Genomic DNA, 12,001 nt, shown 5'->3' on the forward strand with positions numbered 1-12,001 from the left:
GCACTGAGGGCTAATTCGCCTGATTATTGGCTAACGGCTCGAACCCTTCCACAATGATCACCTCGGCCGTCGCCACTCCCTGGCGATGGCTGCACGCCTCCTGGTACAGCGCGGACCGGTAGCACGCCACCGCCTGCTCGTACGAATCAAACTCGATCACCACGCTACGCTGAGGGGTAGGCCGCCCTTCCATCGCCTCGCTGCGCCCGCCACGGGCCAGGAAGCGGCCGCCGAACGCCTTGAAGGCAGCCGGGGCGCGCTGGGTGTACTGCTGGTATTGCTCGGGGTCGGTCACGTTCACGTGGGCGATCCAATAGGCCTTCATGCGCTGCTCTCCTGTTTCGGCGATATTTGTGTATGATGGTATACCATAAAAATCACCCCACCACAGTGAGCGTGCAACATGGCTTTCAACACCATCGAGGAACTTCTCGAGGACTACCGGCAAGGCAAGATGGTCCTGCTGGTGGATGACGAGGACCGGGAAAACGAAGGCGACCTGCTGATTGCCGCCGAGCGTTGCGATGCCCAGGCCATCAACTTCATGGCCCGCGAAGCGCGTGGCCTGATCTGCCTGACCCTGACCGACGAACACTGCCAGCGCCTGGGCCTGGAGCAAATGGTGCCGGCCAACGGCAGTGTATTCAGCACGGCGTTCACCGTGTCGATCGAGGCCGCCACAGGCGTGACCACCGGCATTTCTGCCGCCGACCGGGCACGCACCGTGGCCGCTGCCATGGCCGCCAACGCCCGCCCCGAAGACCTGGTGCAACCCGGCCACATCTTCCCCCTGCGCGCCCGTGAAGGCGGCGTACTGACCCGCGCCGGCCACACCGAAGCCGGCTGCGACCTGGCCCGCCTGGCCGGTTTCAGCCCGGCCTCGGTAATTGTCGAAGTGCTTAACGACGATGGCACCATGGCCCGCCGCCCGGACCTTGAGGTATTCGCGGCACAGCATGGCATCAAGATCGGCACCATCGCCGACCTGATCCACTACCGCCTGAGCACCGAACAGACCATCAAGCGCATCGGCGAACGTGAGCTGCCGACCGTGCACGGCACCTTCCGCCTGGTCACCTATGAAGACCGTATTGAAGGTGGCGTGCACATGGCCATGGTCATGGGGGACATCCGCCGCGAGCAACCCACCCTGGTGCGGGTGCATGTGATCGACCCGCTTCGTGACCTGGTGGGTGCCGAATACGCCGGCCCGGCCAACTGGACGTTGTGGGCGGCCTTGCAGAAGGTGGCCGAGGAAGGGGCTGGCGTGGTGGTGATCCTGGCCAACCATGAGTCCTCCCAAGCCTTGCTGGAACGCGTACCGCAGCTGACCCAGCCGGTGCGGCCGTATCAGCGTGGGCAGTCGAAGGTGTACTCCGAAGTGGGCACCGGGGCACAGATTCTGCAAGACCTGGGCGTGGGCAAGCTGCGCCATCTGGGGCCACCGCTGAAATATGCGGGGTTGGCGGGGTACGAGCTGGAGGTTGTGCAGAGCATTCCCTTCGAGCCAGCCTCCCTGATCTGACACCATCCCCTTGTGGGAGCGGCCCTTTCGCGACACAAGGCCGCTCCCACAAAAGCAGACCGCGACAAATTCTGGAGGACGGAGTGATGGCCGGTCGCCTCATGCCTCTTGCGAAAAGTTTGGAATACCATAATATGATATCCCGTAGACCTTGAATCTGCAGGCCGGCACCTACAATTACAAACGGCCACCCAGACACTTTGTTTTAGCTGCTCCCCGAACACTGTTGGCGGGCGCACCAAAAGCCCGCCTCGAATAACAAAAGCAACGAGGGCGTAACCATGCTGTTGAGCAAACGTGTAACCGCAGTGCTGTCCGCCAGCCTGCTGACCCTGGCATGTCAGGCCGCCCAGGCCGCTGACAGCCTGAATTTCGTCAGCTGGGGCGGTACCACCCAGGACGCCCAGAAAGAAGCGTGGGCAGTCCCCTTCACCAAAGCCACCGACATCAAAGTCGTCCAGGACGGCCCCACCGACTACGGCAAGCTCAAGGCCATGGTCGAAAGCGGCAACGTGCAATGGGACGTGGTCGATGTCGAAGCCGACTTTGCCCTGCGCGCCGCCAGCGAAGGCCTGCTGGAACCCCTCGACTTCAACCAGATCAAACGCGACAAGATCGACCCACGTTTCGTTTCCGACCATGGCGTGGGCTCGTTCTTCTTCTCCTTCGTGCTGGGCTACAACGAAGGCAAGCTCGGCGCCAACAAGCCGGTGGACTGGACCGCGCTGTTCGACACCAAGACCTACCCCGGCAAACGCGCCCTGTACAAATGGCCGAGCCCAGGCGTGCTGGAACTGGCCCTGCTGGCCGACGGCGTAACGCCCGACAAGCTGTACCCGCTGGACCTGGACCGCGCCTTCAAGAAGCTCGACACCATCAAGAAAGACATTGTCTGGTGGGGCGGTGGCGCCCAGTCGCAACAGCTGCTGGCCTCGGGTGAAGCCTCGCTCGGCCAGTTCTGGAACGGCCGCGTCTACGCCCTGCAACAAGATGGCGCGCCAGTGGGCGTGAGCTGGAAGCAGAACCTGGTCATGGCCGACTTCCTGGTCGTCCCCAAAGGCGCCAAGAACAAGGACGCGGCCATGAAGTTCCTGGCCAACGCCAGCAGCGCCGAAGGCCAGGCCGAATTCGCCAACAAGACCGCCTACGCGCCGGTGAACGTCGACAGCGTGGCCAAGCTCGACAAAGACCTGGCACCAAACCTGCCAACCGCCTACGTGCAGGACCAGGTCACCCTGGACTTCGCCTACTGGGCGAAGAACGGCCAGGCCATCGCTGCCCGCTGGAATGAGTGGTTGGTCAAATGAAAGTCGCCATCAACGCCCTGCATAACGCGCAAGGTGCCCCCACGGGCGCCGGCGCCCCGGGTACGGCCCCCCGTCGCGCCAGCCTGACCCAGCGCTGGAAAGGCAGCCGCAACCTGCTGCCGGCCCTGCTGTTCCTTGGCCTGTTCTTCTTCGCCCCGCTGGTCGGCCTGTTGCTGCGCGGGGTGCTGGAGCCTACGCCGGGGCTGGGCAACTACGAGCAGTTGTTCGCCAACTCGGCCTACGCACGGGTGCTGTTCAACACCTTCTCGGTGGCCGGTGTGGTCACCCTGATCAGCGTGCTGCTGGGCTTCCCGCTGGCCTGGGCGATCACCCTGGTACCCAAAGGCTGGGGCCGCTGGCTGCTGAACATCGTGCTGCTGTCGATGTGGACCAGCCTGCTGGCGCGCACCTACTCGTGGCTGGTTCTGCTGCAAAGCTCGGGGGTGATCAACAAGGCGTTGATGGCCATGGGTATCATCGATACCCCGCTGGAAATGGTGCACAACCTCACCGGCGTGGTGATCGGCATGAGCTACATCATGATCCCGTTCATCGTGCTGCCACTGCAGGCGACCATGCACGCCATCGACCCGATGGTGCTGCAAGCCGGCTCCATCTGCGGCGCCAGCCCGTGGACCAACTTCTGGAAGGTGTTCCTGCCGCTGTGCCGTTCGGGGCTGTTCTCCGGGGCGCTGATGGTGTTCGTGATGTCGCTCGGTTACTACGTCACCCCGGCACTGCTGGGCGGGGCGCAGAACATGATGCTGCCCGAATTCATCATCCAGCAGGTGCAGTCGTTCCTCAACTGGGGCCTGGCCAGCGCCGCCGCCGCACTGCTGGTGGTCATCACCCTGGTGCTTTTCTACCTGTACCTGAAGCTGCAGCCGGAATCCCCGGTTGGCAACGCGAGGTAAACCGCCATGCTCCTGTCTCCCAATGCCATGGGTCGCCCGCTGCGTACGGGCCTGTACCTGACCACCGGGGTCATCGCGGCCTTCCTGCTGCTGCCGGTGGTGTTCATCGTGTTGTTGTCGTTCGGCTCGTCGCAGTGGCTGGTCTTCCCGCCGCCTGGCTGGACCTTCAAGTGGTACGGCCAGTTCTTCTCCAACCCGGAGTGGATGGACGCCGCACTGGCCAGTTTGAAGGTAGCCGTGCTGACCACCGTCGCTGCCGTGCTGCTGGGCCTGCCCAGTGCATTTGCGCTGGTGCGTGGCCGCTTCCCGGGCCGTGAGCTGCTGTACGGGCTGTTCACCATGCCGATGATCGTGCCGCTGGTGATCATTGCCGTGGCGGTGTATGCGCTGTTCCTCAAGCTCGGCTACACCGGCACGCTGTTCGCCTTCGTGGTCAGCCACGTGATCGTCGCCCTGCCCTTCACCATCATCTCGATCATCAACTCGCTGAAGCTGTTCGACCAGTCGATCGAGGATGCCGCGGTAATCTGCGGTGCCTCGCGCCTGCAGGCCATCTTCAAGGTCACCTTCCCGGCCATTCGCCCGGGGATGATCGCCGGCGGCCTGTTCGCCTTCCTGGTGTCGTGGGATGAAGTGGTGCTGAGCGTGATGATGGCCAGCCCCGACCTGCAGACCCTGCCTGTGAAGATGTGGACCACCCTGCGCCAGGACCTCAGCCCGGTCATCGCCGTGGCCTCGACCCTGCTGATCGGCCTGTCGCTGTTCGTGATGTTCATTGCCGCCGCCTTGCGCCGGCGCACCGAAACAAACGCCTGAGCGCGCGGAGAAAACAACAATGAGTGCAGTGATCAAAGACAACGCGCCCGCCAAGACCCTGGTCAGCCTGCGCGGCCTGAACAAGCACTACGGCGACTTCACCGCCGTGGACAACCTCGACCTGGAAATCCAGGACGGCGAATTCCTGACCTTCCTCGGCTCCAGCGGCTCGGGCAAGTCCACCACCCTGTCGATGCTGGCCGGTTTCGAGACGCCCAGCAGCGGCGAGATCCTGGTCGATGGCCAGTCGCTGGTGAACGTGCCGCCGCACAAGCGCGATATTGGCATGGTGTTCCAGCGTTACTCGCTGTTCCCGCACCTGAACGTGCGCGACAACATCGCCTTCCCGCTGGCCATCCGCAAGCTCAACGCTGCCGAGACCGCCAAGCGCGTCGACGCCATGCTCAAGCTGGTGCAGCTGGAGAAGTTCGCCCACCGCAAACCCTCGCAAATGTCCGGTGGCCAGCAGCAACGCGTGGCCATTGCCCGGGCGCTGGTGTACGAGCCACGCATCCTGCTGATGGACGAACCACTTGGCGCGCTGGACAAGAAACTGCGTGAAGACTTGCAGGACGAATTGCGCCAGCTGCACCGCCGGCTTGGCATCACCATCGTCTACGTCACCCACGACCAGGAAGAAGCCATGCGCCTGTCCCAGCGCATCGCCATCTTCAGCCATGGCAAGATCGTCGGCCTGGGCACCGGCTACGACCTGTACCAGAACCCGCCGAATGCTTTCGTCGCTTCGTTCCTGGGCAACTCCAACTTCCTGCGGATCAAGGCCAGCAGCAATGGCGCGGGCAGCTTCGAAGGCCAGCCGGTGGCCATTCGCCTGACCCCGGGTCTTACCGCCGCACAGGATGCACTGATCATGGTGCGCCCGGAAAAAGCCCTGGCCCTGACCGCCGCTCAGGCCGCGCGCGAGCCGCTGCCAGCGGGCTGGAACGAAGTCAGCGCCAAGGTTGGCGAAGTGCTGTTCCTGGGCGAGAGCCAGACCTGCCATGTGGTGACGGCGGGCGGTACCGAATTGACGGTGAAGGCGCTTTCGGCGGCGGGCATGCCGATGCAGCCGGGTGATAGCGTGAAAGTGCGCTGGGCAGTGGCGGATGCCTGCATCTATACCGAGTGGGCCGAGAGTGACTTGAGCAAGTCGGCCGGGGCGCATTGAGATCGCCGGGGCCGCTTTGCGGCCCATCGCAGGCAAGCCAGCTCCCACAGGTTTAGTGCCTGTCTTGAAGGCAACACGCTACCTGTGGGAGCTGGCTTGCCTGCGATGGGCTGCAAAGCAGCCCCAATAACGCGGACTGCCAGTTCTTGGATTCAGGCCCCACTGACTGTCACATTATCATCACGCCACTGTCGTAATCTGCCGGCCAACTCTATGCCATAGGCCACCCGGCATGCCTCGCCTGCTTGTCTTGCTGCTTACCTTGCTACCACTGGCGACCCTGGCCGAGCCCGTTCACCTGCGCGTGCAAGGCTCCAACACCATCGGCGCGGCCTTGCTGCCGGCGCTTGTCCAGGGGCAACTGCGCGCACGGCACGCCACCGCCATTGCCCAGCAACCTGGCAACGTTGCCAACGAAACCGTGATCACCGCGCAGGACGCGAATGGCCAGCCGGTGCGCATCGATATCGCCGCCCACGGCTCCAGCACCGGCTTCGCCGCCCTTGGCCGTGGCGACGCCGACCTGGCCGCCGCCTCACGCCCGGTCAGCGACAGCGAAGTACACCAGCTGCGGGCGTTGGGTGACCTGCGTGCGCCCAGCGCCGAACAGGTCATCGGCCTGGATGGCGTCGCGGTTATCGTTCACCCCGACAACCCGCTACCACAACTCTCCACGGCGCAACTGGCACTGGTTTTCTCCGGGCAGATCCAGCGCTGGGAGCAATTGGGCGTTGCCGGCGGTGCCATCCACCTGTACGCCCGTGACGACCGCTCCGGCACCTACGAAACCTTCAAGGCATTGGTACTGGAGCCCCAGCACGCTGAGCTGTGGAGCAAGGCCCAGCGCTTCGAGTCCAGTGACGAACTGGCTTTGCGCGTGGCCACCGACCGCCAGGCAATCGGTTTCAGCAGCCTGGCCGCCGTTCACGGTGCCAAGGTGCTGGCGGTGGCCGAAGGCGACGCGCCAGCCATGTTGCCAGAGCGTGCGCTGGTGGCCAGTGAGGACTACCCGCTGTCGCGCCGGCTGTACGTGTACCTGCCAGCCAACCCCAAGCCGCAGGCCAAGGCGCTGGCCGACTTCGCCCAAAGCCCGGCCGGCCAGGCAATCGTCGCCCAGCAGGGTTTTGTGTCGCAGCAGATCAACGCCCAGCCGGTTTCGCTTCAGGCCGATATGCCGCCACGCTACCGTACCCTGGCCCAGCAAGCGCAACGGTTGAGCGTGAACTTCCGCTTCCAGGAAGGCAGCGCCAGCCTCGACAACAAGGCCCTGCGCGATGTGCAGCGGGTGGTCGAATACCTGCGCCAGGCCGGCAAGTTGCAGAGCAAGGCGGTGCTGGTAGGGTTCGGCGACCCCAAGGAAACACCCGGGCGAGCCGCGCTGCTATCGCGCCTGCGGGCCCAGGCAGTGCGCCGCGAACTGGCGCGCGATGGCGTAGAGGTACTGGAGGTGACCGGGATGGGCGATGAACTGCCGGTGGCCGGAAACGAGCTTGAGCAGGGGCGGCTGCGTAACCGCCGGGTCGAAGTGTGGGTGTATTGAAGGCCCGATCAGGGCCCTGGCAAAGAAATGTAACAGCTCCCCATTCGGTATCCCCTGCAAACGCGTCTAGGCTCAAATTCATGTGATACCGGGCCCCTCTGACGGCTGCCAAGCCGTGATGTCGGATCACTGTTGCCATGCAACGTCGACATTCAAGGAGGGGCTCATGACAGCTCTGCAAGCATTCCTCACCACCCCTGTACTCGGTACCAGCGCCTGGTTGTGGCTGGTATTCATGGCCATCGTCATCGGTTTGCTGGTGCTCGACCTGGGCGTGCTGCACCGCCACGACCGGGAAATCGAAATGCGAGAAAGCCTGCTGCTGTATTCAGGCTACTTCAGCGTCGGCGTGCTGTTCGGCGTCGGGGTCTGGTACCAGCTGGGCGCGCAGTCGGCGCTGGAGTTCTACACCGGTTTCCTGGTCGAGCAGTCGCTTTCGATGGACAACGTGTTCGTCATGGCGATGATCTTCAGCTACTTCGCCATCCCCCGCCGCTACCAGCACCGCGTGCTGTTCTGGGGCATCCTGGGGGTGGTCTTCCTGCGGGCGATCATGATCGGCGTGGGTGCCGCGCTGGTGCAGAACTTTGCCTGGGTGCTGTACCTCTTCGGCGCCTTCCTGTTGTTTACCGGGGTGAAGATGGCGCTGTCGAAGGAAGACAGCCACCCGGACCTTGCCAACAATCCGGTCATCAGGTTCGTGCGCCGGCACATGCGGGTCACCGACCAGATCCACGGCTCGCACTTTTTCATACGCCAGGCCCCGCCCGGGCACAGCAAGGCACTGCGCTATGCCACCCCGCTGTTTCTGGCACTGGTGCTGATCGAACTGGCCGACCTGGTGTTCGCCGTCGACAGCGTGCCTGCGATCTTCGCCATTACCCAGGACCCGTTCATCGTCTACACCTCCAACATCTTCGCCATCCTTGGGCTGCGCTCGCTGTACTTTGCGCTGTCGGCGCTGATGCACCGGTTCGTTTACCTGAAGTACGCGCTGGCGTTGGTGTTGATCTTTATTGGCTGCAAGATTTTCTACCACGGCATGGTAGGTAAGGTGCCGGCGTTGCTGTCGCTGGGGGTGACGTTCGGGTTGCTGCTTGGTGGGGTGGTGGTTTCGTTGGTGAAGACCAGAGGACAGAAAGTGGCGGCCGAGTCTGAGCAACCGAATCCTGTTTCGAATGCGGCCATCGCACGAGAAAAAGACGAAGACCCGCAACTGCGGGTCTGAGTTGCTGTGAAGCCGCCTAACGAGGGTGGTTTTTTCCTAATCAATCCAACGATTTTTCCTACGCAAGGTATGCGTGTGGCCTGATTGTGAACACAGGGACAGCTTCGCCAGCATGGTGACTTTCCGCACAAGGAGTGCTCCATGCAAAAGCTGTCTGTTCCTGACCTTTCCCAATTTCGTATCAACCGCAAGCTGGTTGCAGTCGTTGGCATCCCGATCCTGGCCGCTGGCTTACTCGCAGCAATGTTCAATGAAGTGTTTTTCTACAACGAAGCGGGTCAAATGACCCACGTACGCACGATCTTTGGCGAAGAGAAAGTGGTCGAAGACGTTGGCTACGCCACGAAATGGTTCGGCCGCAGTACAGCCTGGCGCCGTACCATCGGCGTCCAATCTTCCTTGCGCATGGACAATCCGGAGGACACTCGCGGCGGGCATCCGTCCATCACACTGGACAATCTGCCCATCGTGTTTCTGGGCAATGTCGATGCGAAGGCAGAATTCAGTACCCAGTTTCGCCTGCCTTCAGGTGAAGCCTTCTTGAAAATCGCCCAAGAGTACCGCACGCCAGACAACTTCCTGCAACGTGCATTGTTGCCAGCGGTGAAGGAAACACTGCAAGCCACGGCCTCACTGATGAGTGCCGACGATTACTATGCGGGTAACCGTAGCCACTTCGGTGCCGAGTTCGAAAATCAGCTGCGCAACGGCCTGTACTTGACCAGCCGCAAGGAGATCCGCGTTCAACGCGAAAATCATCCGGCCCAAACCGCGATTCTGCAGGCCGGCACCGAACAGGGTAGTTTCGGCGACAACAGCGCTACCCGTTTCGTCATCGAAAAGAAGCTCGACAAAGATGGTCGGGAGTTGCGCAAGCAACAGCAATTCCGCCTGTTTGGCGTCGAAGTAGTCGACGCGCGTGTCACTCATATCGACCCTAACCCGCAATATCAGCAACGTATGGTCCGCGTACAACAGGCGCTGGCCGAACTGGCCGTGGCCCGGCAAAACCGGCTCAAGGAAGAAGAAGAGAAGGAACTGGTCTCTGCCCGTGGCGCCAAAGACGTCGAGGCCAAACGTCAGGAAAGCCTGCGCCAGCAAATCGAACGTACCACCGAAGCCGAGACCGAGAAACAGCTTGCGCTGATCAACGCGGAACGTGAGAAGCGTCGCGCCGAGATCGACAAACAGACGGCCGAATTGCTTCGGGACAAGGCCCGTGTCACGGCAGAAGCGACCAAGATCACGGCCGATGCCGAAGCCTACGCCCGTGAGGCCACGCTCAAGGCGGATGGCGCCCTGCAAACCAAGCTGGATGCGATGGTGAAGATCAACCGGGCCTGGGCAGAGGCTGCTGCAAGGGCACCAGTGCCGAGCGTAATGATGGGGAGCCCCGAATCAGGCATTGGGCGGCAGGATGAAATGAGCAAGCTAATGAGTGTACTGGCTACGAAGGCCGCCAAAGATCTGGTGATTGACCTGAAGACTCAGTAAGCCTTCGCTGGCCTCTTCGCGGCTGAAGCCGCTCCCACAGGGATCGAGTACGCCCAAGACTTGCACAGTACCTGTGGGCGGCTTAAGCCGCGAAGAGGCCAGTACGGGCTGGCGAAGAGTCAACTTCTGTCACCACTAGAGCGCTCCCAGGTGACGTACCGCCACCTGGAAGCCGCTCTAATGAGAATTGACGGGCCTGAGCGGTGATCATTTCTTGATAATGAAATAACCCACCGCCGCCCAGACTGATGAGATCAGGATCAGCCAAAGAGCTGCCCCTAATTTTCGCCTCAACTTGGGCGGAAACCTTTCAAGTTCCGCCTCGTCCAACCATCCCAAACGCAAATGAAGCCAAGGAAATGTGACCAAAGCGCTTACCGCGCTCAGCAGTAGACATCGAGACCTCAGATTCCCTCCGCCCCATACGGGCTTCATCTGTTCCAGGTAGGGATTGCTGGTAATCGCTGAAAGAGCGATATCAAAATCCGTCGAAAGCGCTATCTGAACATTCACAGCAATACCGACAAGGCCGATGATGAAGGGCGCAACTAAGAAAGCTATTCGCAAGTATGGCGACCAGCTATCAAAGTCAATCACCCTTCACCTCATAAATCATTTCACCCATCTTCTCGCCAGCTGCGCCAATACCAATAGAGCCTGCCGCAGAGCCGGCGCCAGCCAGGACGATCCCGCATACGGGTACCCCAAGGCCGCCGGTACCCACCGCGAAAACACCGCATAGCGTCGTAGCGGCTGCACCTGCGATGTAACCTCCCACCATCCCTCCTCCTAAGCCACCAGCGAAACTACCCGTTTCGGTGAATCGGACTTTCCGGCAGTCTTCAGTTTCACCTGCACCACAGACCTCTTGTACTTTCAAATATGATGAAGTGCCACCTAACCCAATCGCAGCATATCCTCCATATTCAAGGTACTTGCTCAGCCGCGCCACCTTGTCCAGATGCGTCGCATACCCCGGAATCTGCCCCGGCCCACCGGCCTTCGACCAGTGGTGCACAAGGCTCTTGGTCGAAATGTTCAAGCTCTTCTTCAGCCGCTCATAGCTACCTAAGTTCAGCTGTTTGTTAAGCAATGCCGTTTTCAACTGTCCATCCAGCAGTCCTAGCAACCGCCGCCGTTCGGCAAAGAAGCTTGGACTGTTCAGGTGGCCGTGGCGCATGAACTCCCGCTGGTGCAGTTGCTCGATACTGGTCAGCGTCTGACTGACCTGCTTCAGGCCTTGCTCCAGCATGTCCTTCCCCACGCCCATGGACAGGCTAGCGTTGCTGAGCAACCCCGCGATCTCGGCCTGATGCTTCATCATGAAGTTCGCTTCGGCGAAATCGAGCACCGCCAGCGCACGGCGTGCGTGCTGCGCCGCCGCCATCAGCTGGCCTTCCTCGCGGGTGCAGGCGTCACCATTGTCAGGGTCACCGATAACGAAAATTTCCCCGGCCTTGAACCCCTGTTCGAACGTAGGGTTGAGCCGCTGCAGCCGGGAAATCGGCAACGTGGCATCGTGTTCGGCCAATTCCAGCAGTACCTGTGCGAATGACATGCGTCGCGGAATAACGTAGAAGCCAGGCTCCAGGGTACCGGGCATCGCAACGGCTATGGGTTGGGAGAACCGTTCGGGGTAAACGGGGGTTGATGGCTGGGCAACGTGGGTATTCGCGCGCACTGCAATGGAATGCCTGGACGGCGGTACTTCATTTACCGGTGCAACTACCCGATTGCTGCCCGGCGAGCAACCACAGAGAACCAGCGCACCGTCCATGGCCACCCGGCGGCCATCGGAAATGAAATGGTCCACACCTTCGGCGACCATTCCCACCTGCCCACAAACAGGGCATGCCGTGGTGTGGTCGCCTTCGCGCAGCACCATTCGACCCTCGTCGAGATAGCCGGCACCCGTCGCAATACACACCGCCCCCGTTGTAGTCACATCGCCATCTACCGCCTGACCTTTTCCCTCTAGACTGACGCGCATCTTCAAGCTCCCTGTGGGT

The 12,001-nt window shown here is 61.7% G+C and carries 11 protein-coding genes; 8 read left to right on the forward strand and 3 right to left on the reverse strand.

The genetic code is table 11. The features are described 5' to 3' along the window. Window positions 1-10: 10 nt before the first annotated feature. A complete protein-coding gene (locus tag ACFY9W_RS09940) occupies window positions 11-325 on the reverse strand; it encodes a DUF1330 domain-containing protein (protein WP_391129100.1) in 315 nt (104 codons plus the stop codon). 78 nt (window positions 326-403) lie between these two features. On the opposite strand from ACFY9W_RS09940, the gene ribBA reads away from it, so the two are divergent. From ribBA to ACFY9W_RS09980, 8 genes are all read left to right on the forward strand, one after another. Next, complete coding sequence (ribBA, locus tag ACFY9W_RS09945; RefSeq protein WP_391129103.1) at window positions 404-1,525, forward strand: bifunctional 3,4-dihydroxy-2-butanone-4-phosphate synthase/GTP cyclohydrolase II; 1,122 nt, start codon at window positions 404-406, stop codon at window positions 1,523-1,525. 281 nt (window positions 1,526-1,806) lie between these two features. Next, window positions 1,807-2,832 carry an extracellular solute-binding protein gene (locus tag ACFY9W_RS09950; protein WP_391129106.1) on the forward strand — a complete coding sequence of 342 codons (1,026 nt, stop codon included), beginning with the start codon at window positions 1,807-1,809 and terminating at the stop codon, window positions 2,830-2,832. Beyond that, window positions 2,829-3,746, forward strand: coding sequence for an ABC transporter permease subunit (locus ACFY9W_RS09955; protein WP_391129109.1), 918 nt, complete (start codon window positions 2,829-2,831; stop codon window positions 3,744-3,746). Before ACFY9W_RS09950 ends, ACFY9W_RS09955 begins: the two co-directional genes overlap by 4 nt. A 6-nt stretch (window positions 3,747-3,752) precedes the next feature. After that, the gene (locus ACFY9W_RS09960) at window positions 3,753-4,562 is read left to right on the forward strand and encodes an ABC transporter permease (RefSeq protein WP_132841412.1); all 810 of its coding nucleotides are present in this window, start codon (window positions 3,753-3,755) and stop codon (window positions 4,560-4,562) included. Between the two features lie 19 nt (window positions 4,563-4,581). Beyond that, a complete protein-coding gene (locus tag ACFY9W_RS09965) occupies window positions 4,582-5,730 on the forward strand; it encodes an ATP-binding cassette domain-containing protein (RefSeq protein ID WP_391129113.1) in 1,149 nt (382 codons plus the stop codon). Window positions 5,731-5,962: 232 nt separating this feature from the next. Continuing rightward, window positions 5,963-7,270 carry a substrate-binding domain-containing protein gene (locus tag ACFY9W_RS09970; protein ID WP_391129117.1) on the forward strand — a complete coding sequence of 436 codons (1,308 nt, stop codon included), beginning with the start codon at window positions 5,963-5,965 and terminating at the stop codon, window positions 7,268-7,270. A gap of 166 nt (window positions 7,271-7,436) precedes the next feature. Beyond that, complete coding sequence (locus tag ACFY9W_RS09975; RefSeq protein WP_391129120.1) at window positions 7,437-8,498, forward strand: TerC/Alx family metal homeostasis membrane protein; 1,062 nt, start codon at window positions 7,437-7,439, stop codon at window positions 8,496-8,498. A gap of 141 nt (window positions 8,499-8,639) precedes the next feature. Further along, a complete protein-coding gene (locus tag ACFY9W_RS09980) occupies window positions 8,640-9,992 on the forward strand; it encodes an SPFH domain-containing protein (RefSeq protein WP_391129123.1) in 1,353 nt (450 codons plus the stop codon). Between the two features lie 207 nt (window positions 9,993-10,199). Here ACFY9W_RS09980 and ACFY9W_RS09985 read toward each other — a convergent pair whose 3' ends face one another. Together ACFY9W_RS09985 and ACFY9W_RS09990 are read right to left on the reverse strand one after the other, a co-directional pair. After that, window positions 10,200-10,589: a hypothetical protein gene (locus ACFY9W_RS09985; protein WP_391129126.1), complete on the reverse strand. Its 390-nt coding sequence runs from the start codon at window positions 10,587-10,589 to the stop codon at window positions 10,200-10,202. After that, complete coding sequence (locus tag ACFY9W_RS09990) at window positions 10,582-11,982, reverse strand: PAAR domain-containing protein (protein WP_391129129.1); 1,401 nt, start codon at window positions 11,980-11,982, stop codon at window positions 10,582-10,584. Before ACFY9W_RS09990 ends, ACFY9W_RS09985 begins: the two co-directional genes overlap by 8 nt. Window positions 11,983-12,001 lie beyond the last annotated feature (19 nt).

The organism is Pseudomonas sp. NPDC008258, assembly GCF_042956345.1.
Classification (GTDB): domain Bacteria; phylum Pseudomonadota; class Gammaproteobacteria; order Pseudomonadales; family Pseudomonadaceae; genus Aquipseudomonas.